At 70.8% G+C, this 20,345-nt stretch carries 20 protein-coding genes; 14 read left to right on the forward strand and 6 right to left on the reverse strand.

All coding sequences use genetic code 11. The features are described from left to right. The first annotated feature begins 4 nt into the window (after positions 1-4). Positions 5-1,147 (forward strand): cysteine desulfurase-like protein, encoded by a 1,143-nt coding sequence (locus ACFWN2_RS40260; RefSeq protein WP_382435831.1) that lies wholly within the window; start codon positions 5-7, stop codon positions 1,145-1,147. Here the strand turns inward: ACFWN2_RS40260 and ACFWN2_RS40265 are convergent. Next, positions 1,140-2,753, reverse strand: coding sequence for a hypothetical protein (locus ACFWN2_RS40265; protein WP_382435832.1), 1,614 nt, complete (start codon positions 2,751-2,753; stop codon positions 1,140-1,142). The two genes, ACFWN2_RS40260 and ACFWN2_RS40265, sit on opposite strands and share 8 nt — an antisense overlap. Positions 2,754-2,837: 84 nt before the next feature. Here ACFWN2_RS40265 and ACFWN2_RS40270 point away from each other — a divergent pair, with 84 nt between their 5' ends. Then, on the forward strand, positions 2,838-3,023 hold the full coding sequence (locus ACFWN2_RS40270; protein ID WP_382435833.1) for a hypothetical protein: 186 nt from the start codon (positions 2,838-2,840) through the stop codon (positions 3,021-3,023). After that, on the forward strand, positions 3,010-3,930 hold the full coding sequence (locus ACFWN2_RS40275) for a YihY/virulence factor BrkB family protein (protein WP_382435834.1): 921 nt from the start codon (positions 3,010-3,012) through the stop codon (positions 3,928-3,930). Before ACFWN2_RS40270 ends, ACFWN2_RS40275 begins: the two co-directional genes overlap by 14 nt. On the opposite strand, the gene ACFWN2_RS40280 is transcribed toward ACFWN2_RS40275, so the two are convergent. Further along, a complete protein-coding gene (locus ACFWN2_RS40280; RefSeq protein ID WP_382435835.1) occupies positions 3,901-4,287 on the reverse strand; it encodes a hypothetical protein in 387 nt (128 codons plus the stop codon). The genes ACFWN2_RS40275 and ACFWN2_RS40280 overlap by 30 nt on opposite strands. 29 nt (positions 4,288-4,316) lie before the next feature. Here ACFWN2_RS40280 and ACFWN2_RS40285 point away from each other — a divergent pair, with 29 nt between their 5' ends. Next, on the forward strand, positions 4,317-5,066 hold the full coding sequence (locus ACFWN2_RS40285; protein ID WP_382435836.1) for a GNAT family N-acetyltransferase: 750 nt from the start codon (positions 4,317-4,319) through the stop codon (positions 5,064-5,066). Positions 5,067-5,116: 50 nt separating this feature from the next. Then, positions 5,117-5,872, forward strand: a complete 756-nt coding sequence (locus tag ACFWN2_RS40290; protein ID WP_382435837.1) for an EI24 domain-containing protein — start codon at positions 5,117-5,119, stop codon at positions 5,870-5,872. Here ACFWN2_RS40290 and ACFWN2_RS40295 read toward each other — a convergent pair. Both ACFWN2_RS40295 and ACFWN2_RS40300 read right to left on the reverse strand, forming a co-directional pair. After that, positions 5,862-7,817 (reverse strand): beta-propeller domain-containing protein, encoded by a 1,956-nt coding sequence (locus tag ACFWN2_RS40295; RefSeq protein WP_382435838.1) that lies wholly within the window; start codon positions 7,815-7,817, stop codon positions 5,862-5,864. The genes ACFWN2_RS40290 and ACFWN2_RS40295 overlap by 11 nt on opposite strands. 67 nt (positions 7,818-7,884) lie before the next feature. Then, complete coding sequence (locus ACFWN2_RS40300) at positions 7,885-8,691, reverse strand: S1 family peptidase (RefSeq protein WP_382435839.1); 807 nt, start codon at positions 8,689-8,691, stop codon at positions 7,885-7,887. Between the two features lie 171 nt (positions 8,692-8,862). Here ACFWN2_RS40300 and ACFWN2_RS40305 point away from each other — a divergent pair, with 171 nt between their 5' ends. The 6 genes from ACFWN2_RS40305 to ACFWN2_RS40330 all read left to right on the forward strand — a co-directional run bounded on the left by ACFWN2_RS40305 (position 8,863) and on the right by ACFWN2_RS40330 (position 16,661). Then, a complete protein-coding gene (locus ACFWN2_RS40305; RefSeq protein WP_093596735.1) occupies positions 8,863-9,237 on the forward strand; it encodes an FKBP-type peptidyl-prolyl cis-trans isomerase in 375 nt (124 codons plus the stop codon). A 142-nt stretch (positions 9,238-9,379) separates the two neighbouring features. Beyond that, positions 9,380-9,910 carry a YbaB/EbfC family nucleoid-associated protein gene (locus tag ACFWN2_RS40310; RefSeq protein WP_382435840.1) on the forward strand — a complete coding sequence of 177 codons (531 nt, stop codon included), beginning with the start codon at positions 9,380-9,382 and terminating at the stop codon, positions 9,908-9,910. 35 nt (positions 9,911-9,945) lie between these two features. Further along, complete coding sequence (locus tag ACFWN2_RS40315; RefSeq protein WP_382435841.1) at positions 9,946-10,254, forward strand: type VII secretion target; 309 nt, start codon at positions 9,946-9,948, stop codon at positions 10,252-10,254. Then, positions 10,254-14,759 carry a hypothetical protein gene (locus ACFWN2_RS40320; protein WP_382435842.1) on the forward strand — a complete coding sequence of 1,502 codons (4,506 nt, stop codon included), beginning with the start codon at positions 10,254-10,256 and terminating at the stop codon, positions 14,757-14,759. Before ACFWN2_RS40315 ends, ACFWN2_RS40320 begins: the two co-directional genes overlap by 1 nt. Positions 14,760-14,766: 7 nt before the next feature. After that, positions 14,767-15,627 (forward strand): immunity 49 family protein, encoded by an 861-nt coding sequence (locus ACFWN2_RS40325; protein ID WP_382435843.1) that lies wholly within the window; start codon positions 14,767-14,769, stop codon positions 15,625-15,627. Positions 15,628-15,767: 140 nt separating this feature from the next. Next, positions 15,768-16,661 carry a hypothetical protein gene (locus ACFWN2_RS40330; RefSeq protein ID WP_382435844.1) on the forward strand — a complete coding sequence of 298 codons (894 nt, stop codon included), beginning with the start codon at positions 15,768-15,770 and terminating at the stop codon, positions 16,659-16,661. Here the strand turns inward: ACFWN2_RS40330 and ACFWN2_RS40335 are convergent. After that, entirely contained in the window at positions 16,648-17,178 is a 531-nt protein-coding gene (locus ACFWN2_RS40335; RefSeq protein ID WP_382435845.1) for a hypothetical protein, read from the reverse strand. The two genes, ACFWN2_RS40330 and ACFWN2_RS40335, sit on opposite strands and share 14 nt — an antisense overlap. Before the next feature lie 53 nt (positions 17,179-17,231). Here ACFWN2_RS40335 and ACFWN2_RS40340 point away from each other — a divergent pair, with 53 nt between their 5' ends. Continuing rightward, the gene (locus tag ACFWN2_RS40340; RefSeq protein ID WP_382435846.1) at positions 17,232-17,777 is read left to right on the forward strand and encodes an HdeD family acid-resistance protein; all 546 of its coding nucleotides are present in this window, start codon (positions 17,232-17,234) and stop codon (positions 17,775-17,777) included. On the opposite strand, the gene ACFWN2_RS40345 is transcribed toward ACFWN2_RS40340, so the two are convergent. Further along, positions 17,719-18,888: a glycosyltransferase 87 family protein gene (locus ACFWN2_RS40345; RefSeq protein WP_382435847.1), complete on the reverse strand. Its 1,170-nt coding sequence runs from the start codon at positions 18,886-18,888 to the stop codon at positions 17,719-17,721. The two genes, ACFWN2_RS40340 and ACFWN2_RS40345, sit on opposite strands and share 59 nt — an antisense overlap. 156 nt (positions 18,889-19,044) lie before the next feature. Here ACFWN2_RS40345 and ACFWN2_RS40350 point away from each other — a divergent pair, with 156 nt between their 5' ends. Together ACFWN2_RS40350 and ACFWN2_RS40355 are read left to right on the forward strand one after the other, a co-directional pair. Beyond that, positions 19,045-19,629 (forward strand): DNA-binding protein, encoded by a 585-nt coding sequence (locus tag ACFWN2_RS40350; RefSeq protein ID WP_382435848.1) that lies wholly within the window; start codon positions 19,045-19,047, stop codon positions 19,627-19,629. A 30-nt stretch (positions 19,630-19,659) separates the two neighbouring features. Beyond that, entirely contained in the window at positions 19,660-20,316 is a 657-nt protein-coding gene (locus ACFWN2_RS40355; RefSeq protein WP_093596775.1) for an RES family NAD+ phosphorylase, read from the forward strand. The last annotated feature ends 29 nt before the right edge of the window (positions 20,317-20,345 follow it).

A 20,345-nucleotide genomic window follows, 5' to 3' on the forward strand; every position in this document is an offset into this window, starting at 1 on the left:
GGGCATGGCCTACGACGTCGCAGCGGTCCGCGCCCACTTCCCCGCGTTGCGCGAGGGTGCCGCGCACTTCGACGGCCCCGGCGGCGCGCAGGTGCCCGACGTCGTCGCGGACGCGGTCAGGGACACGCTGACCTCGGCGGTCTCCAACCGCGGCAGCGTCACTGCCTCCGAACGCCGATCTGAGGAGATCGTGCGGACCGCACGGCGCACGATGGCGGAGTTCCTCAACGCCGGCAGCATCGTGTTCGGGCGCAGCATGACCCAGCTGACCTACGACTTCGCCCGCACGCTGTCGAAGAACTGGCGGCCGGGCGACGAGATCATCGTGACCAGGATCGACCACGACGCGAACATCCGGCCGTGGGTGCAGGCCGCCGAGGCCGCCCGCGCCACGGTGCGCTGGGCGCCGTTCGACCGCACGACCGGCGAGCTGCCCGTCGAGGCCGTGACGAAGCTGCTGTCCGACCGCACCCGCGTCGTCGCGATCACGGCCGCGTCGAACCTGCTCGGCACGCGCCCGGACGTCGCCGAGATCGCCCGTGCGGCGCACGAGATGGCGGCGTTCGTCTACGTCGACGGCGTGCACTACACACCGCACGTGCCGGTCGACGTCGAGGCGTTGGACGCCGACTTCTTCGTGTGCTCGCCGTACAAGTTCCTCGGCCCGCACCTCGGGGTGCTGGCCGCCGCGCCGGAGCTGCTGGAGACGTTGCGGCCGGACAAGCTGCTGCCGTCGACGAACGCCGTGCCGGAGCGGTTCGAGCTGGGCACGCTGCCGTACGAGCTGCTGGCCGGAACGACCGCTGCCGTCGAGTTCATGCGGTCGTTGGAAGGCCTGGAGGAGTACGAGCTCGAACTCCGCGAGAAGATGGAACACGGGTTGCGCGAGCTCGGCGTCCGGATCTACAGCAAGGCGTCCTCGCGCACGCCGACCGTGCTGTTCTCCGTCGACGGCCTGGACCCGGCCGAGGTGTACCGCCGGCTCGGAGCCGAGGGCGTGAACGCGCCCGCGGGCCACTTCTACGCGCTGGAGTGCTCGCGGTGGCTCGGTCTGGGCGACAAGGGCGCCGTGCGGGCGGGCATCGGGCCGTACACCGACGAGTCCGATGTGGACCGCCTGCTCCAGGCCGTGGCCAGGCTCAGATGAACAGGGCCAGCCCGGCGTAGACCGCGGCGGCGAGCACGCTGACGTTGAGCCTGCGGGTGACGCGGTCGCCGGCGTGCTCGGCGATCAACGACCGGGCGCGCGCCCACATCACCTTCTCGCCCGCCTCCCGGTCCGGCAGGTGCGGCGTGGTCAGAACGTCGCCGTGCGGGCCGAACGCGAGCATGAGCTGGGGGCCGGAGCGGCGCACGCCGTGCAGCTGCGACCACGGCACGCGGTAGGTGAAGACGCCGGTGTAGAGCACGACCGAGTTGTGGTCGAGGCGCAGCATCGGCTGGAACCGCGTCACGGCCGACAGCACGCACTGCACGCCGATCAGCGCGAGCACGATCCAGTCCGGGTAGTTCGCCAGCAGGACCAGCGCGCCGGCGGCGGCGAGCAGCAGCGCCACGCCCTCGACCCGCCTGCGGTCACCCGGCCAGATCGCGTGCGGCAGGTCGACCGGCGTGCCCGCGGTGACCGGCTCGCCCGGCAGGTGTGCACTGTGGACGGTGTGGCGCGGGCTCACGCGGTTCAGCGTGCTGGTCGCCACGACCGCGCCCTCGACCAGCAACGCCACCTGGCCGCCGTGGTGCCACTCCCCCGCGACGAGCACCTCGGCCGGATCGAGCTGCACCGGCGGGTCCTCCTCGCCGCGCCACACCCGGCCGAACTCGTCGGTGTCGTGGTAGAGCGGTTCCTCCAGCCCGAGGTCGGCCAGCGTGGTGACCGTGGCGAGGTCCTTCCTGCCGTACCGCAACAGGATCCGGCGCGGCCCGACCTGGTGCACCCGCACCCTGACGGCCTTCACCGGACCCGTCCACAACGCGCGGCGGCGGCGTTCCCGCGCGGCCAGCATGATCGCGAAGAACACGGCGGCGCCACCGATGGTGAGCCACCACGTGACGTCCTCCGGCTCGTTCTCCATCCGCACCCACGTGCCGTCCGCGAGCACCGGCACGTCGTCTCCGACCTGGTAGCTCTCGGGCGCGAGGGGCTGGAACGCGGCGCGCTGCCTGTCCGGCAGCTCCACCCACACCTCGTAGGCGTCCTTGACCTCGACGACCTCCGCCTGGACGCGGCTGGAGTTCGCGATGTGCTGCTCGATCGCGTCGTTGGTGAGGCTGTACTGCACGAACGTCAGGAACCCGAAGACGACGAGCAGCACGGCGACCACGCGCAGAACTCCGCGTTGTGGCGGGAGGTCCGGCAACGCGACGACCGCCGCGCCCGCCGCCTCGTGCTGGTCCGCGCGGGACCTGACCGTCCACGCCGCCACCACCGCGCACGCGGCGGCGTGCAGCCCGAACGCCACGTTGGCCGCCGCGCTGCCGTCGAGCGCGATGTCGACCACACCGAACAGGGCGCCCATCGCGCAGCCGGTGAGCACGCGGCCGAACAGCAACAGCAGCGGTGTGGCCAGCAACGGCACCACCGCGAGGGAGAACAACGGATCCGGCAGGCACGGCTGCGCGGCCGTGCACGGAGCCGCGTTCGCGCTCACGGAGAAGTAGAAGGCGACGAGCCACCCACCGACGAGCCCGACCTTGGTCACCCACCACGGAACCGCCGCTGCCTGCCAGCGCTCGACGTCCACGGGACCGATCATGACATGTCCATTGCTCCGAACGGCCCGGTTCCCCCGTGAACAAGTGGGTATCCGCACCTCACCTAATACGGAGGTGGACACAAAATGCTGGCCATCATCGCCGCGGTCTCGTTCGGATTGGCGCTGATCCTGGACCTGGCCAAGGTCGCGCTCGGTGACGTGATCACCGTGAACACGCTGGTCGTGCTCGGTCTGCTGCTGCTCGCGCTGCACCTCGCCGGTGTCGGCTCCGGCAGCCGTTCGTTCAGCTGGCGCCGTGCCCGCAGGTAACACCGTGGAAGGCCCCACCAGGCTGCCCAAGCGCGCCTGGTGGGGCGTTCTCAAGCGGACGGTCAAGGAGTTCAACGACGACAACCTGACGGACTGGGCGGCCGCGCTCACCTACTACGCGGTGCTATCGCTGTTCCCCGGGATCATCGTCCTGACGTCCGTGCTCGCGCTGCTCGGTGACACGACGACGCAGGAACTGCTGAAGTACGTCGACCAGGTCGCGCCCGGTCAGGCGGGCGAGGTGGTGAAGTCGTCGATCGAGGAGCTGCAGAAGAGCCAGAACGCCGCGAGCCTGCTCGGCGTCATCGGTCTGCTGACCGCGCTCTGGACCGCCTCGGGCTACCTCGGCGCGTTCATGCGGGCGTGCAACGCCGTCTACGACGTCGAGGAAGGTCGTCCGATCTGGAAGACGATCCCGCTGCGGCTCGGGCTCACGCTCGGCTCGGTGGTGCTCGTGTCCCTCACTCTCGGCGCGCTGGTGCTGACCGGCGGGGTCGCGGACGGCGTCGGTGAGTTCCTCGGGCTCGGCGACACCGTCGTCACGGTCTGGGACAGCGCGAAGTGGCCCGTCATCCTGCTGCTCGTGAGCCTCGGGTTCGCGGTGCTCTACTGGGCGGCGCCGAACGTGCGGCAGCCCGGCTTCCGCTGGGTCACCCCCGGCAGCCTGCTCGCGATCGTGCTGTGGGCGCTCGCGACCGTCGGCTTCGCGGTCTACGTGGCGAACTTCGCGTCCTACAACAAGACCTACGGCTCGCTCGGTGGTGTGATCGTCTTCCTGGTGTGGCTGTGGATCTCGAACATCGCGGTGCTGCTCGGCGCCGAGTTCGACGCGGAACTGGAGCGCGGCAGGCGGATGGCCGAGGGTGAGCGCGACGCGTCACCCGAGCCGCGTGATCTCCCGGGGTAGCTCGGCCTCGACCGCCGTCCAGACCCCGTCCGGGCCGGCCTCGATCCGTTCGCTCGTGTCTCCCGGCACGAGCACCCACAGCTGGTCCTTCGTGGACAGCCACACGACCCCGATGCCGTCCGCACGGGAACTCGTGGCGTACTCGTAGGACTTGCTGAACACCTCACCGCCGTCGCGGTCGGTCACCCGCACCTCGCTCGCGCTCTCGGCGTGCGCGACGAACTTCCCGCTCGGCGACTGCCGGGGCTCGCCGGGACGGGCGAACCAGCTCTCGGGCTCGCCGCCGCACCCGGTCAGCGCCAGCAGGAGGGCGGCGAGCGCCACCGTGGCCCTGCCGCGGGAAATGCCGTGCGTCATGGCGCCCAAGGTAGCTAGCCTGACCGGCCGTGTGGGACGTTCTCGAAAGCTTTTACGACTCCGTGCCCCGGCCGGGATCCCGCGTCGAGGAGCACGGCGAACTGGTGCTGTTCCTCCAAGCGGGCGACGGCTACCCGTTCTACGCGCGACCCCGCTTCCCCGGCGGGCGGCCCTCGGTGGACGACGTGCTGAGGATGCGCGCCCGGCAGCGTGAGCTCGGGGTGCCCGAAGCGTTCGAGTGGGTGCACGAGACGACACCGGACCTGCTCGGCGTCGCCCGCGAGGCCGGTCTGGACGTGCTCGAAGCGCCGCTGATGGTCCTCGACCCCGCGAAGCTGCCGGAACCGCATCCGCACGTGCGCCTGCTCGGCACCAGGACTCCCGAGGTGACGGTGGTGGCGCAGCTCGCGTTCTCGTCACCGGGCACGGCGAGGGGTGAGATCGGTGTCGCGGAACGGGACGCGGCCCTCGCGGAGGCGACCCCGATGGCAGGCAGGCACCGGTACGCGGTGGCCGACGTGCCGGGCGAGGGCGTGCTGGCGTCCGGCACCGCGCAACGGGCGGGCGACGTCGTGGAGATCGCCGGGATCGGCACGCTGCCCGCCGCACGGCGCCGCGGTCTCGGCGGCGCGGTCACCGCCGAACTGGCGCGGGACGCCCTCGCCGGTGGTGCGGGGCTGGTGTTCCTCTCGGCGGGCAGCGCGGAGATCGCGAAGGTCTACCAGCGCGTCGGGTTCCACCGCGTCGGAACGGCCTGCATCGCGGCACCGCCCGAGTAGTTCGTCCGGTTTCGCAGCGACCTGGGACCCGCACCGACTATTCTGCGCGCGTGATCAAGGACTTCGGTGCCGGTGTCGGTCTGCTGCTGCGTGGGTTCAGCCTGGTGTTCAGCACGCCCAAGCGCGTGCTGATGGGGGCGTTGCCCGCCGTCATCACGGCGGTCCTGATGCTCACCGGCTGGGTGGTGCTGCTCACCAACATCGACTCGATCGCCGGGTGGCTCACCGGTTTCGCGGACTCGTGGAGCGACACCTGGAAGAGCCTCGTCGAGGTCGCCGTCGGGATCTCGGTCCTCGCGGCCGTGCTGGGTCTCAGCGTCCTGCTGTTCACCGCGATCACGCTGATGATCGGCGGCCCGTTCTACGAGTACATCTCCGAGGAGGTCGAGGACGAGCTCGGCGGTGTGCCCGACGCGGAGCAGATCGGCTGGTGGCGCGGGTTCCTGGTCGGGCTGCGCAGCACGGTGCTGCTCGTCGCGACCTCGATCGCGTTCGCGATCCCGCTGTTCTTCTGCGGGTTCATCCCCGTCGTCGGCCAGACCGTCGTGCCGGTGCTGGCCGTGCTGATCAACGGTTACCTGCTCGGCATCGAGCTGACCGGCATCCCGTTCACGCGCCGCGGCCGGACGTTCAAGCAGCGCAGGAAGATCCTCGCGACGCGCCGCGGCCTGGTGCTCGGGCTCGCCGTTCCCACCTACCTTCTGTGCCTGGTCCCGCTCGCCGCGCTGATCGTGATCCCGGCGGCGATGGCAGGCGGCACGGTGTTGTCGCACCGCCTGCTCAACGGGGACCGCGCTACCGCGTGAACGGCAGCCAGGCCTGCTGCGCCAGACCGTTGCGCGCGTTGACCTGCACGCCGGCGCTGGAGATCGACCACAGCTGGTCGCCGATCACGATCGTCCTCCTGGGACCGCCGTAGTAGTCGGAGCCCGACGGTTCGACGATCTTCCCGCTGTCGCGCAGCTGGTTGCCGTCGACCTTCAGCACCAGCGACGAGAACTCGTGGTTCGCCTTGTAGGACGACACGGGGATGACCAGCGTGCCGTCCTGCGGCCAGAAGAGGAACGCGTGCGGGTCGAACTGCGCCTCGGAGCTGGAGTTCGGCAGGTGGTACTGCGCGAGTCGTTGCGGTGACGCGGGATTCGCCACGTCGAACAGCGACACCTGCGTGCCGGTCGTCCTGCCCTGCTCGGTCGCCTCCTGGCCGACGCCGATCAGCTTCCCGTCGCCCGCCGGGTGCAGGTACGCGGAGAACCCGGTGATCTTCAGCTCGCCGGTGACCCTGGGCTTGGCGGGATCGTTGAGGTCCAGCGTGTAGAGCGGGTCCGTCTGGCGGAACGTGACGACGTACCCCATCTTGCCGATGAACCGCACGCTGTAGATCCGCTCGCCCTTGCCCAGCCCGCCGACCTGGCCGACCTGGGTCAGCCGGCCGCCGTCACGGCGCAGCGTGGTGACGAAGCTCTCCGACGGTGGCTGCGGTGGCTGCACGTCCGCGGGCATCCGCCAGCAGCAACGGCTTTCGGTGCCCGTGGTGGTGGCGACGCGCAGGACGCCGTCGTGCTCGGACAACGAGTACTGGTTCAGCAGCGTGCCTTTGACGTCACCAGAGGCGACGTGCTTCGGCGGGCCCGGCTTGCTGATGTCGAACTGGTGGACCGCCGTGGTGATCGGGCGCTGAACCGGTGTCCTGGAAGGGATCTCCGGCAGCAGGCGGTGGTCGTCGGCGATGTAGAGGCTGCGGTCGGTGCCGTAGACGGTGTCGCCGTCGGCCACGATCGAGACGGGTTGGCCGGTGCCGAGCTGCCCGGAGAGCTCGAACGTCAGCACCGTCAGCATCGACGTGCCGGAGTGCACGACGGGGTGGCTGACGTTCGCGCAGTCGACCAGGGTTCCGCTGGACTTGGCGCCGTTCTCGCTGAGCTCGTAGCGCGGCAGCCACGACGAGACGGGCTCGTTCTGCAGGATCTCCTTGTTGCGGCGCAACGATCCCGCTTCGTTGGTCGTCTGGTCCGGGTACACCCACGGCAGGCGCGGCTGCGAGCGGACGACGACCCGTGCGGTGCCGCCGATCTGGCGTGCGTCGAGGTAGAAGCCGTCGGTCTTGAGGCTGCTGATCTCCTTGAGCCCCTTGAGGTCCACGAGAACCAGCTCGGTGCCGGACTCGGGGGCGTACGACGGGCGGTCCGGCGGCAGCGTCGGCTTCATCATCGGCACGGGGCCCTCGGTGACCACGAGCGCGCGGTCGCCCGAGACCAGGAGCTGGCTCGCGCGGCGCTCGCCGAGGTCGACCGTGCCCGTGACGGCCCTGCTCGCGACGTCGATCAGGCGCAGCTTGCCGTCGGCGATGGAGACGACGCGCTTTCCGTCCGTCTTCACGACGTCCGGCTCGTCGACGCCCTGCTCGTGGACGTTCGTCGTCGAGTGCTCCTGCTGCTGCTCGGGCGGGGTGGCGGCGCTGTTGCGCGAGTCGGGCGTGGCCTTCTGCGGCACGGCCGCGCCGCTGTCGGTCGCCATGCCCTCGGCGAACATGGTGGGGCCGCCGCCGAGCCCGTACGCGGTGACGTACGGGGCCATGGCGCGGCGCAGTTCGGTCACTGCGTTGTCGCACGAGTCGAACGCGACGAGACGCACCGGCCCGGAGTCCACGATCGGTGGTGGCGCGGGAGAATCGTCCCGCACCGCGGAGCTCACACACACTCCGGCGACGGCCAGCACGGCGGTGCCGGCCAACAGCTTCTTGCCGTTCATGGTGTGAGGACGTAAGCGGGGCCGGAAAGGGTTGCCCCTTCCCGGCCCGTCGTTCATCGCGTTCTTCCTACAGCTGCGCCTGGATCTGCGCCGCGTAGGTGGAGACGCGGGAGTAGACGCCGGGGTAGCCGGCGGCCGCACAACCCTCGCCCCACGACGTGATGCCGATCAGCTTGCCACCGGCCACGAGCGGGCCACCGGAGTCGCCCTGGCAGGTGTCGGTGCCGCCCTGCGAGTAGCCCGCGCACACCATGTGCGTGGCGTTGAAGTCGCTGCCGTACGAGCTGGAACAGCTGGAGCTGCTGGTCAGCGGCACGGTGGCGCGCAACAGGTAGCGCGAGGCCGAACCACCGGAGGACGTCGTGCCCCAGCCGAGGATCGTCGAGCTGGTGCCCGCGGCGTAGAGCCCGCTGTCCGCCGACGTGGCGAACGGGAGCGGGGTCTGCGACAGGTTGCGGTCGAGCGTGAGCACCGAGACGTCGTAGCCCAGCGTCACGTCGCGGTAGCTCGGGTGGATCCAGATCTTCGTGACACGGGCGACGGTGCCCGCCGTGGAGTTCTTGTCGTCACGACCGGCCACGACCCGGACGACGGACGGGGAGTCGCCCACGGTGCAGTGCGCGGCGGTGACGACCTTGTTGGGAGCGACGAGAGTGCCGCCGCAGTACTGGAAACCGCTGCTCGTGGCCAGGTAGACGACCCAGGGGTAGGTGGACGTGCTCGCGCGCGTGCCACCGACGATCTGGGTGCCGAACTCGCCGTCGGCGGTCGGAGCAGGAGCTGCTTCGGCCACGCTGACGCAGGCCATGGACAGCGTTGCCGCCGCCAGTGCCGCGCCGAGCAGTGACCGGAGGCGGTGCAGGGTTGCCGCCATGATCGTCTCCTTCTTCTGTTGTGTCCCTCCGGCTGCAGGGGCCGGTGGTCGTTAAAGAAAGACATGACTGCGACGGGACCGGGTAGGGCTGGTCCGCGTAGGCCATTCGGCCGCGCGCGCCCGCGCGTGATTGGATCGAGCGCGAACACCCCCGTTCGAGAGGAAGTTGTGATGGCCCCCACGAAGCCTGAGGTCGACCCGCACGACGGCCCGGCGCCCGCCGACCTGCTGATCGAGGACATCACCGTCGGCGACGGTGCGGAGGCCACGGCCGGGCAGTTCGTGTCCGTGCACTACGTCGGTGTCTCGCACTCGTCCGGCGAGCAGTTCGACGCGTCCTGGGACCGCGGCGAGGCGTTCCAGTTCCCGCTCGGTGGCGGTCGAGTCATCCAGGGCTGGGACCAGGGCGTCCAGGGCATGAAGGTCGGTGGCCGCCGCAAGCTGGTCATCCCGCCGCACCTGGGCTACGGCGCGCGCGGTGCCGGTGGCGTGATCAAGCCCAACGAGACGCTGATCTTCGTCGTCGACCTGCTGGGCGTGAACTAGAACGTTGTCCCAGCGGCGTCCCACTGGTTCGATCGGTGGGACGCCGCTGGTCTTTTCGGCCTATTTGGTCTCGGGGTGGAACGAGATCGGATCCGGCTGCGTCATCCTTTGAGTCCGCCGCCGCTTTGGGAGGGAACCACCGGTGCCCGAGGACATCGCCGGGTCCGAGCAGATGCTCGCGAACTGGAACCAGAACATCCAGGAACGCGCCGCGCGCTATCAGGAGATGGCGACGCGCGTTCAGGGGATGACGATCTCCGAGCGGTCGCAGGACGGCTCCATCGAGATCCTGGTCGGGTCCAACGGGATCCTGCAGAACCTCGTGATCAACGAGTCCGCCTCCGGCAAGCGCATGTCCGAGGTCAGCGGCGAGATCATGAAGCTGCTGCAACGCGCGCAGTCGCGCATTCCCGAACTGCTGCAGGAAGCCATGGCAGAGACCATCGGCACGCAGGACGAGACGGCCAACGTCCTGTTCAACGAGGCCAAGAAGAACTTCCCGGCGCCTCCCGCCGAGGAGCCCACGCGCACGCCGTACGACCGCAACGAGATCAACTTCCGGGTCGAGGACGACGCACCGCCGCCCGCACGCCCGACGCCGCCTCCGCCGCCGCGCCGCCGTCCGCCGAGGGATGACGACGACGACTTCGGCGGCGAGTCGGTGCTCACCTGATCTTCCTGTCCGCTGCTCGAACTTGAGGGGGTTCGATGACTTCCGGTGGTTTCCACGTCACTTCGGACGTGCTGGAAGCGCACGCCAAGGCCTTGGAGGGCCTCCACGGGCGACTGCAGGGGGCGGTGGACGCGGCGAACACCGTGTCCATGCCGACTGACGCGTACGGGATCATCTGCCAGCCGTTCCGGATGCTGCTCGACCCGGTCGAGCAGTGGGGCCTGGACGCGCTGAAGGGCGCGGCGGAGGCGATGCAGGCGACCTCCAAGAAGGTCACCGACACCGCCAAGCACTACCAGGAGGTCGAGGACCAGATCACGCGCACCCTCAAGGGCGGCGCCTGATGTCCTCCCCCAATCCGCTGGTGGCACAGGCGCCCGCCGAGCCGTCCGGCTTCTTCAACGCGGGCACCGGCGACAACGGCTGGGCGACCGGCTTCTCCATCGCCGACTCGGCCGTCGACGCCTACAAGGGCATCTCCGAGGGCAGCTGGATCGAGGGCGGCCTCGGCGTCGTCGGCCTGGTCGCCGACGCCGCCTCGATGGCGATCGACCCGTTCGGCACGCTGCTCTCGTCCGCGGCCTCGTTCCTGATGGAACACATGCAGCCGTTGAAGGAGGCGCTGGACTGGCTGGCGGGCGACCCGCCGGTGATCCAGTCGTACTCGACGACGTGGAACAACGTCTCGCAGGAGCTCGGCAAGATCGCGGGCGACTACAAGGCGGCCGTCGACGGCACCGGCGAGTGGACGGGAGCCGCGGCCGACTCGTACCGCAAGTCGGCGGGCGAGCAGCTGGACGCGTTGTCCGGCGCGGCCTCCACGGCGGGCTCGGTGGGCACCGTCGTCGGCGTGATGGGCATGGTCGTCGGGTTCGTGCGCGAGATGGTGCGCGACCTGATCGCCGACCTCGTCGCGAAGCTGATCACGTGGGTGCTGGAGGCCGTGTTCACGCTCGGCTTCGGCACGCCGGTGATCGTGGCGCAGGCCGTGACCGCGATCTCGAAGTGGGCCACGCGCATCGGTGAGCTGATCCAGAAGCTCATCAAGACCATCAAGAAGGTCTCGCCGCTGCTCGGCCGTCTGGTCGAGATCTTCACGAAGATCATGAAGGTCGTCGGCAAGCTGGTCGGCAAGGTGACCGGCCTCGACGTGATCTCGACGAAGTCCATCAAGCCCGGCGGCTTGTTCCACAGCACCAACGCCCCGGACCTCTCGCCTTCGGGCGGCCGCGGCACGCCTTCGTCCTCCTCGCCCGACAGCTCGCCGTCCTCTCCGTCGTCACCGTCCTCACCGGACAGTTCGCCTTCCTCTCCGTCGTCGCCGTCGTCACCGTCCTCTCCGGACACTTCGCCGTCGTCGCCTTCTTCTCCTTCGTCTTCGCCGGACAGCTCGGCGCCGTCGTCAGCGTCGCCGCCCTCGGCTCCCTCGCCGTCGCGCACGCCCGACAGCCCGTCGACCCCGGACACCCCGTCGAGGACCCCGGACAGCTCCACCCCCGACGCGCCGTCACGAACCCCCGACAACGCCTCGGCCCCGTCGGCCCCGCGTTCGCCGGACAGCTCCCCGTCCTCCCCCTCTTCGCCTTCGGGCCCAGGTGCGCCGCACTCCCCGGCCGGACCTTCGTCCACTCCGGACGCTCCCACGCCCCGCAACACCGGCCAGACCGTCCAGTCCTCGGTGGCACCCCCGGAGGCCCCGGCACGACCGGACGTCCCGCACGCCCCCGCCGCGCCCCGCACCCCGGACACCACCCCGGCCCAGTCGGGCCCGATGGGCGGCGGCGCCCCGAACGCGGGCGGCAACGCCCCGTCCTCCCCGGCGGCCGGCCGTCCCCCGGCAGGCGCCGGCCAGGGCTGGACCGGCACCCCGGGCAGCCGCGGCGACCTCGGCTCGGGCGCCCCGGCCCCGCGCACCCCCGACGCCTCGACGTCAGCGGCAAGGGCAGACGCCCCAGCCCGCCCGTCGATGCCGTCGTCACCGTCCATGCCGTCGTCACCGTCGATGCCTTCCTCGCCCTCGATGCCTTCCTCGCCCTCGGGCGGCATGCCATCGGGCGGCGGAATGCCCTCAGGCGGCGCCCCGTCGGGCGGCGGCATGCCCCACGCACCATCAACGGGCGCACCACACAGCCCGTCGACCGGCGCCCCGAACGCGGCCCGTCCCGACGCGACTCCCCCGAGCCGCGCCACAACCCCGTCGTCGGCGGCACCACACGCCCCGTCGGCACCGCACGCCCCGTCGACGCCGTCCTCCCCGTCGATGCCGCCGGCACACAGCCCGAACGCACCCTCGGCAGGCACGCCGCACTCCCCGTCGACACCGAACGCCCCGCGCGGCGACGCGCCGATGCGCCCGCAGTCGTCCGCCCCGCACGCACCCCAGGCCCGCACGGACGCCCCGAACGCGCCGTCATCGCGCCCGGACGCACCACAGAGCCGCCCCAACACCCCGAACACGCCCCCGTCCGGCCCGCACGGCGGCCCCACGCGCCCAGACGGTCCCCACGGCACCACGACGCCGTCGTCCCGTCCCAACGCACCCCACAACGGCCCGTACGCGCCACACAGCCCGAACGCGCCCCACGGCGGCCCCAACGCACCCCACAGCCCGAACACGCCGCACGGTGGCCCTAACGCCCCGCACAGCCCCAACGCACCCCACGGACCGAACGCACCGCACGGCGGCCCCAACGCCCCGCACGGGCCCAACACGCCCCACGGGCCGAACACGCCGCACGGTGGCCCCAACTCACCGTCCCGCCCGGACGCACCACACCGGCCCGACGGCCCGTCCCGCCCGGACGGCAACGGCCCCGGCAACCGCCCCGACAGCACCCGCCCAGACGGCTCACGTCCCGACGGCTCACGTCCCGACGGCTCCCGCCCGGATGGGTCCCGCCCGGACGGCACCCGTCCCGACGGCACGCGCCCGCACACCCCGGACGGCCCCCGCCACCGAGGCACCGACACGGCCGAGGCCCCCCACCGCGCCCCGGACACCACCCGCCCGGAAGCCGCCACCCCGCACCGCCCCGACGCCGACGCACCCCGACGTCCCGACGCGGACGCCCCTCACCGCGGCCCGGACGCCGACAGGCCCCACGACGGCACCCCCGACCAACCGCACGACGCCACCCCGGACAAGCCGCACGACAGCGACCCCAACCGCGACCCGAACAACGACCCCGACAGCCCGAACAACCACGACCAGGACGCCCCTCCCGCCGACCGCCCCTCCCCGGAGGAGGCCCACCAGCGCCACGCCGAGACCACCCCGGCCGGCATCTCGCACCACGGTGGCGACCGGGACATGGGCGACCTGCCGCACCGCGTGCCCAACGACCCGCGGTACTTCACCGCGGACGTCCACGTCACGCCGGACGGCAGGGCCCGCATCGGTGGTCACGACTACTCGCCGCGCGAGTACGCGGACATGCTCCGCCGCTCCGGTTACGACGGCAGCAGGCCCGTCCGCCTGATCGGCTGCGACGCCGCCAGCAACGACTTCGCCCGGCAGCTGTCCCGGCACCTCGACGCGCCCGTCCTGGCTCCCACCAAGCCCGCCTGGACCGACGCCAACGGCCGCGTCTTCACGAGCGACCCCGAGATCCGCCCCGACGGCACCCGCCAGCCGAAGATCCCGCCGAACGGCGAGTGGGAGACGCACCACCCGGACGGGTCGTCCAGCAGGACCGGCGACGACGGCTTCGCGCCCGGCACGCACGACAAGGACAAGGACCTCGACCCGACCGACTCCAGGGACCGCGGCGACGACCCCGACGGCAAGCGCTACATCGATCCCGCGCCCGTGGAGATCGAGACGCGCAACCCCAAGGCGTCCATGGAGGAGAAGGTCAACGACCCGGACTACCGGAAGAAGTACTACCTCGACGAGGACTCGCAGGGACGTACGCCGCGCAAGGAACAGATGATCACCGACGCCAACGGCGACCCGGTGCCTCCCGTGCGCAAGCAGGGCGACGAGTACGTGCTGTCCGAGGACCAGACGCCGATCCCGCCGGACTTCCACAAGGACAAGGTGGACAGCTCCCGCGGCGACGACGTCGACCCGGAGCTCAAGCGCGAGAACCAGGACCTGGTCGACGAACGCCGGACGGAGAACCAGAACCAGAAGGACGCCGAGGACAAGTCGCCGGAGGAGAAGGCCGCTCAGGCGCGTCTCACCAAGATCGGCGAGGAGCTCGGCGACCGCGCGGGCATGCACTCGACGCCCGAGATCTACCCCGGTCCGCCACCGCCGTCGCGCCTCGACCCCGGTCTGCCCGGCAGCGGCCGGTTCGACCAGGTGTGGGAGACCGGCGACGGCAGGCTCGTCGTGGTCGAGGCGAAGGGCCCGAGCGCCCAGCTCGGCAACGCGCTCAACGGCGACAACGTGCTCGTCAAGCAGGGTCACGACACCTACTTCGAGAAGATCGCCGAGGAGATGCGCGACCGCGAGCTCTCTCCCAAGGCGGAGAAGAAGCTGCGCGCCGACCTGGAGGGCGAGGGCCTGAGCAGGGCCGAGGTGGACCAGCGGGTCAACGACCTCAAGGCCGCCTACCTGCGGGAGAACGAGCTCGGCGAGCGCCTGCTGACGGCCAGCCGGGACCCGAACCACCCCGGTGTCGAGTACGTTGTGACGCAGGCCAAGGTCAAGGAGATGGGTCTCGACGACTACCTCCAGGCGCACCACGCGGACGACGTCAAGGACCTGTCGCCGGCCGAGCTCGACGCGTACAAGCGGGAGCACGGCTACAACGACAAGTACCCCGACGGGCGCGTCGACGTCTACGACGGTTACGAGACGAAGCACTTCAAGATGAAGTGGCAGACGGAAACCGAGGAGTGAGCACCAGGTGGTCGAGGTCAGCCGACACGAGGTCGATCCGGACTGGTCCGCCAAGCAGCTGAAGAAGATCGAGCGGCGGATCGAGGAGACGGTCGACTCGCTCCCGAACGTCCGCACGATCGCGCTGAGCGGGTTGATGAGGGACGCGCTCAGCCACCTCGGCCACCGGTGCGCGGTCGACCCGCTGGGCAGCAACGGCGACACGTGGGACAGCCTGTGCTTCGCCGCGGAGGTCGGTGCCGCGATCTACGTCGTGGCCACGGCCGAGGAAGGCGCGACGGTCGAGATCACCTTGCGGGGCAAGCAGATCCCGGTCACGGCGACGGGTCCCGTGTACTTCGCGTCCGGCGGCACCTGGCTCACCGCGAACTACCTGGCGGCCGTCGCCAGGGACGTCGCGAAGACGCAGCAGCTGAGCGAGGTGCCCGTCGAGGCGCTGCGCGCGTCCGGCAGCGAGGAACCCGAGTACGTCTTCCTCATGGTCGACATGTTCCAGAAGTTCAACCTCCAGCAACCTGGCGTCCACGAGGCCCTGAACGCGGCGCTGAAGGCCACCGCCCCTGACGAGATCGACCCGGTGCACCGCGAGCACGTGCGCGTCGTCGCGTTCCCGCAGCTGAACCTGTTCCACAACATCGTCAACTCCGGCCGCGAGCAGCAGTTCAACCAGGCGCTCGCGGAGTCGCTGGAGCTGTACCGGGAGCTGTGGTCCTCGGAGGAGAACGAGGAGTCGCCGAACGGGTACGTCGCCATCGGTCCCCTCGGCCTCACCAGCGTGGCGCACGACGCGGGCATCCCGATCGAGGTCACGTCGGAGTACCTGCCGCCCTACCTGTACAACGGCTCCTGGACGAGCGAAGGCCTCTGACCCGCCGAATCAGCTGGAACCACAGGCCTCAACACCCACTCAGAGTGGTGTGAACGACGCGGGGTGAGTGACCGGACCGCGCGCGTCGCGGTGGCCCGATAAGATCAGCGGGCTTTCACGGGGAGAGGGGCGAGGACCACATGAGCCAGCCGGCGACACCGCTGAGCGAGCAGGACCAGCAGCAACTGGTGCGGCAGATCGGCCGTGCCATGCTGCCGGCCGTACCGCAGGGCTGGCAGCGCATCCGCGCCGAGTACCGCGCCGCGGGCCGGCACATCGAGGTCGACCTGGCGTTCGCCGGGCCCGACGGCCAGCTGCGACCGGTGCGGCCGCCGATGGACGTCGTGCAGATGTTCGGACACCTGCGCGGGGGCATGTACCACCCCGAGCGCGGCACGTGGCTGAGCGCGACGTACGAGATCGAGGCGCCGGCGGCGTTCACGGTGGACTTCAACGCCGAGGACGAGCCCCGCTGGCGCAACGCGCCGCCGCCCATCGGTTTCCGCGACGAGCTGCAGACGTTCCCGCGCCCGGACCGGCAGATCCCGGACTGGTGGCGCCAGCGCGTCGGCCTGCCGCCGCTGCCCGCGCCCGAGCCGGAGCAGGCGCCCCAGCAGCAGGAGTACCAGGTTCCTGCGGCCCAGCCGGAGCAGCAGGCCGCCGGTGGTGAGCTGCGCACGGCCCGCGTGTACGACGGCAAGAACGACGACGGCCGCATCGTGGTGAACCGCCAGCCGGTCGACCCGCAGCTGCTCGACGGGCTGCTGAACTACCTCGAGTCGGCGCCGGTCGTGCTGGCCGCGCGCAGCTACGACCTCGACGAGTTCTCGCAGAGCGGCGAGCAGGACGTGCCGCTGAACTTCCGCACCGACGGCACCTGGATCTGGGCCGGCGCCGTGCCGCACTACCTGCGCAAGTACGGCCTGCCGCCGGAGCCCGAGCTGGTGGCGCACGCGGCGGCGCGCGGCTTCCAGGTCGCCGAGGTGAACGAGCAGACGCAGGACCGGGCTGTCTCGATCATCACGGGTCAGTAGTCAGGGAACGCAGGTACGCCTCTCCCCGCGGGGAGAGGCGATATCCCACCTCCAGGGACTCGGTGAGCCCCTTGGCCTTGAGCTTGCGGACGTCCGCCTTGAACGGCAGCTTCTCGCGGCCCACCGAGGCGGCGAGATCCGCGGCCCGCACGGCCGGATTGGCCGCGATCAGCCGCAGCAGCGCCAGAGCGCCGGCAGACAGCTCCAGTCCGTCCACATCGGACGATGAACGCAGCTCGACGCGCGGATCCTCGCCCACGTAACGCAGGCGGATCCGGTAGAGCGAGCCCTCGCGTCCGTCCACAGAGGACTTCAACGCGGCGACGGTCGGGAACCCGGCCGCCACCGCCTCCGCCCTGCTCACGCGGGACACGACGTCGACGGCGTCGATCGCGAGGACGCCCAGCGACGTCCGCAAGGTCCCGCCGGCCCGCACGGTCGGCCGTTTCCACCGGCGGAACTGCAGCGTGACCTCGCCGGACCGGATGCGTTCCCAGTCAGCCACTCGGATCAGCACCGAACGAGGGTCTCAGGTTGCCGACCCCGGCGACAGCCGAGACGATCCTGCCCATGCAACGGTGGTGGCTCTTCACGGTGCGCGGAGTGTTCGCTGTCCTGTTCGGCCTGGCCGCGCTGGTCTGGCCCGGCCTCACGCTGATCGCGCTGATCATCCTCTGGGGCGCCTACGCGTTCTTCGACGGCGCGATGACGCTCTACCTGACCCTCACCCACAAGGAGTGGCCCGCGCGCTGGGCGCTCGGCCTGATCGGCGTGCTCGGCCTGGTCACGGGCTTGGTCGCGTTGTTCCTGCCGGGCATCACGGCGAACGCGCTGTTGCTGCTCATCGCCGCGTGGGCGCTCGTCACGGGTGTACTGCAGATCGTCGACGCCATCCGGCTGCGCAAGGTGATGACGAACGAGTGGTTCTACGTCGTCACCGGCGCGCTGACGGTGCTGCTCGGCCTCATCCTGATCGTGAACCCGGCGGCGAGCGCGCTGGCGTTCGTGATCACCATCGGCGTGTTCGCGATCCTGTGGGGCGTGGTGCTGGTGCTGTTCAGCCTGCGGTTGAGGCAGCTCTCCGGCGGTTCCGCACGACACGCACAGCGAGTGTGACCAGCACGGCGACCCCGACGAACACGTAGAGGTTGCCGATCACCTGCTGCCACCAGGCCCAGTCGCGCTCGACGTCGTTGTCGCGCGGGAACAGCCAGTGCGGCCCGATCGCGAACACCGCCACGACCGCCCACGCGGCCCACTGACGGCGCAACGCGGGCCGCGAGAGCAGCACGAGCGCGGGCGCGATCCACACCCAGTGGTGCCCCCACGACACGGGCGAGATCAGCAGGCCGCCGATCGCCACGACGAAGAACGCCTCGACCTCACCGACCTGCGACGCCAACCACCACACCGCCGCCACGACCAGAAGCGCCAGCACGAGCCACACGCCGACCTGCGCGGTGTTCTCCAGACCGAAGCGCGCCAGCGTGCCGCGGATGGCCTGGTTCGACGCGTACGTCAGACGCCCGACACGGCCCGGATCCAGCAGCGCGTGCGTCCAGTACTCCTTCGCGTCACCGAACGAGATGACGAACCCCAACGCGCCGAAGAAGAAGAACGACCCGATGGACACGAACACGGGCTTCCACTGCCGCCGCGCCACGAAGAACAACGCGAAGAACGCCGGCGTCAGCTTGATCGCGGCGGCCAGCCCGATCAGCGCGCCCCGAGGCCACCAGCGGGTGCGTTCCAGCAGGCAGTCAGCCATCACGAGCAGCCCGAGCAGCAGGTTGATCTGCCCGAACCACAACGTCTCGCGCAGCGGGTCGAAGATCGACGACACCGCCGCCGCACCCAACCCCCAGGCGACGGCCTTGGGCCCCCAGCCGACGACGCGGCTCGCGGCGATCAGGCACAACCCGGTGAGCATCGCGAGGTTCGCCACCGCCACCGAGAAGATCGCGACGCCGAGCGGCACGAGCGCCAGCAGGCTGAACAGCATCGCGGCGATCGGCGGATAGGTGAAGGGCAGGTCGGGCCCGCCCAGGGGGTTCGCGAAGCCGTCGACGTAGAGGGGGAGGTCCTTCAGGAACGCCGCCCCGCCGTTGCGGTAGACGCGCAGGTCGAGGGACCACCCCGGCGGGCGGTACATGACGTAGGCCAGCGTGGCCACCATGACGGCGGCCCACGCCACCACGACCCGCTTGGCGGTGCGGTCGAGCTGCATCCGGGAATGGTATCGATGTGCCAGATGAGGCCCACGTCACCGGTCCGGACCGGGAAATCTCACGTAGCGTCGCGGCGTGACCGCGCAACGTCGAACGTTCCATCTTGAGCCGTTCGTAGGGCGCACAAATGCGCACGCACGGGATATTCTGTGCGCATGAGTCCCGCGCTGGAGACGGTGCTGGCCAAGGCCGGCCTGCAGGTGAGCCCCGACGAGTTCCTGGCCCTCGTGTCCGACGCGGCACGCAGGCTGGCCCCACCGCACCCGGAACCGGCCACCTACTTCACGCCGGACCAGCAGGCGGCGCTGACCGACGTCGGCCTCGACCTCTCCCCGGCGGGCCCGGCCGACGCCAAGCCCCGCACCCGCACCGTCGTGGCCCACGCGGTCCTGCGCGACTCGGCGCTGACCGTGAACGAGGCCGCGCGCCAGCTCCAGGTGGACACCAGCCGCATCCGGCACCGCCTCGGCGTCGGCAGGCTCGTCGGCTGGAAGGACAGGGGCAGCTGGCGCCTGCCCGCGTGGCAGTTCGCGGGCACCGGCGTCCTGCCGGGCCTCGAAACCGTCCTGGCGGAGATCCCGCAGGACCAACCGGCACTAGTCGTCGCCGCGTTCATGACCAGCGACCAGGAGGACCTGCCCGTAGACGGCAAGCCCGCGACCCCGCGCGAATGGCTCCTCGCAGGAGGAGACCCGCGCCGGGTAGCCACCCTGGCCTCCGCACTCGGCACACCGGCCTGAGCGCGTTCCCGGACACCCGACAGGACCCGAATGTCACGGCTTCCACAGCCGCCTGCCCCTGCCGTGCTCCAAGCACACCTGCGCCGCACCGAGGACGTGGTGGCGGTGCACCGCGCCACCCGCCTGGTGCGGGTGTTCACGGCGAAGGGCTCCCACCCGCAGCGCTGGAACACGTTCCGCTACACGGGCCCGCTCCCCCACGCGCGCTTCGACGCACAACAACCGGCGGACGACGGCAGCCCGGTCCAGGACCACGAGAACGGCGTCCTGTACTTCGGCCTGTCCGTCCGCACGTCGATCGCCGAGGTCTTCCAGGCCACCTCGATAGTGGACCGCCGCACCCGCTCACCGTTCCTGGTGGTGCTGCGGCCCCGGCGCACGTTGCGGCTGCTGGACCTCGGCGGGTTGTGGCCCACGCGGGTCGGGGCGTCGCAGGAGATCTCGACGGGGCCGAAGATCGTGACGCAGGCGTGGTCGCGGGCTATCCGGGCGGCTTATCCGGAGCTGGACGGGCTTTGGTACCGGTCGTCGATGGACTCCGGGGATCCCGCCATCTGCCTGTGGGATCCGCCTGGGGCCTCGGGGTTGCCGGCGGCGCCGGACGTGTTGCTGCCGTTGGACCATCCGGGTCTGGATCTGCCTTTGGCGCGCGTGTGCGAGGAACTCAACTACACGTTGCTCGGGTGATCATGCGGCCACGTGAACCCATGAGGTCG

It is taken from the genome of Lentzea sp. NPDC058436 (genome assembly GCF_042721515.1).
In the GTDB taxonomy this organism is placed as follows: domain Bacteria; phylum Actinomycetota; class Actinomycetes; order Mycobacteriales; family Pseudonocardiaceae; genus Lentzea.

Excerpts from the sequence above, each read along its gene's own strand:
- ACFWN2_RS40295 (WP_382435838.1), bottom strand. The coding sequence starts at position 7,817 with ATGAACGGCAAGAAGCTGTTGGCCGGCACCGCCGTGCTGGCCGTCGCC.
- ACFWN2_RS40315 (WP_382435841.1), top strand. The coding sequence starts at position 9,946 with ATGACTTCCGGTGGTTTCCACGTCACTTCGGACGTGCTGGAAGCGCAC.
- ACFWN2_RS40330 (WP_382435844.1), top strand. The coding sequence starts at position 15,768 with ATGAGCCAGCCGGCGACACCGCTGAGCGAGCAGGACCAGCAGCAACTG.
- ACFWN2_RS40265 (WP_382435832.1), bottom strand. The coding sequence starts at position 2,753 with ATGATCGGTCCCGTGGACGTCGAGCGCTGGCAGGCAGCGGCGGTTCCG.
- ACFWN2_RS40260 (WP_382435831.1), top strand. The coding sequence starts at position 5 with ATGGCCTACGACGTCGCAGCGGTCCGCGCCCACTTCCCCGCGTTGCGC.
- ACFWN2_RS40300 (WP_382435839.1), bottom strand. The coding sequence starts at position 8,691 with ATGGCGGCAACCCTGCACCGCCTCCGGTCACTGCTCGGCGCGGCACTG.
- ACFWN2_RS40355 (WP_093596775.1), top strand. The coding sequence starts at position 19,660 with ATGTCACGGCTTCCACAGCCGCCTGCCCCTGCCGTGCTCCAAGCACAC.
- ACFWN2_RS40320 (WP_382435842.1), top strand. The coding sequence starts at position 10,254 with ATGTCCTCCCCCAATCCGCTGGTGGCACAGGCGCCCGCCGAGCCGTCC.
- ACFWN2_RS40280 (WP_382435835.1), bottom strand. The coding sequence starts at position 4,287 with ATGACGCACGGCATTTCCCGCGGCAGGGCCACGGTGGCGCTCGCCGCC.
- ACFWN2_RS40340 (WP_382435846.1), top strand. The coding sequence starts at position 17,232 with ATGCAACGGTGGTGGCTCTTCACGGTGCGCGGAGTGTTCGCTGTCCTG.
- ACFWN2_RS40345 (WP_382435847.1), bottom strand. The coding sequence starts at position 18,888 with ATGCAGCTCGACCGCACCGCCAAGCGGGTCGTGGTGGCGTGGGCCGCC.
- ACFWN2_RS40305 (WP_093596735.1), top strand. The coding sequence starts at position 8,863 with ATGGCCCCCACGAAGCCTGAGGTCGACCCGCACGACGGCCCGGCGCCC.
- ACFWN2_RS40270 (WP_382435833.1), top strand. The coding sequence starts at position 2,838 with ATGCTGGCCATCATCGCCGCGGTCTCGTTCGGATTGGCGCTGATCCTG.
- ACFWN2_RS40350 (WP_382435848.1), top strand. The coding sequence starts at position 19,045 with ATGAGTCCCGCGCTGGAGACGGTGCTGGCCAAGGCCGGCCTGCAGGTG.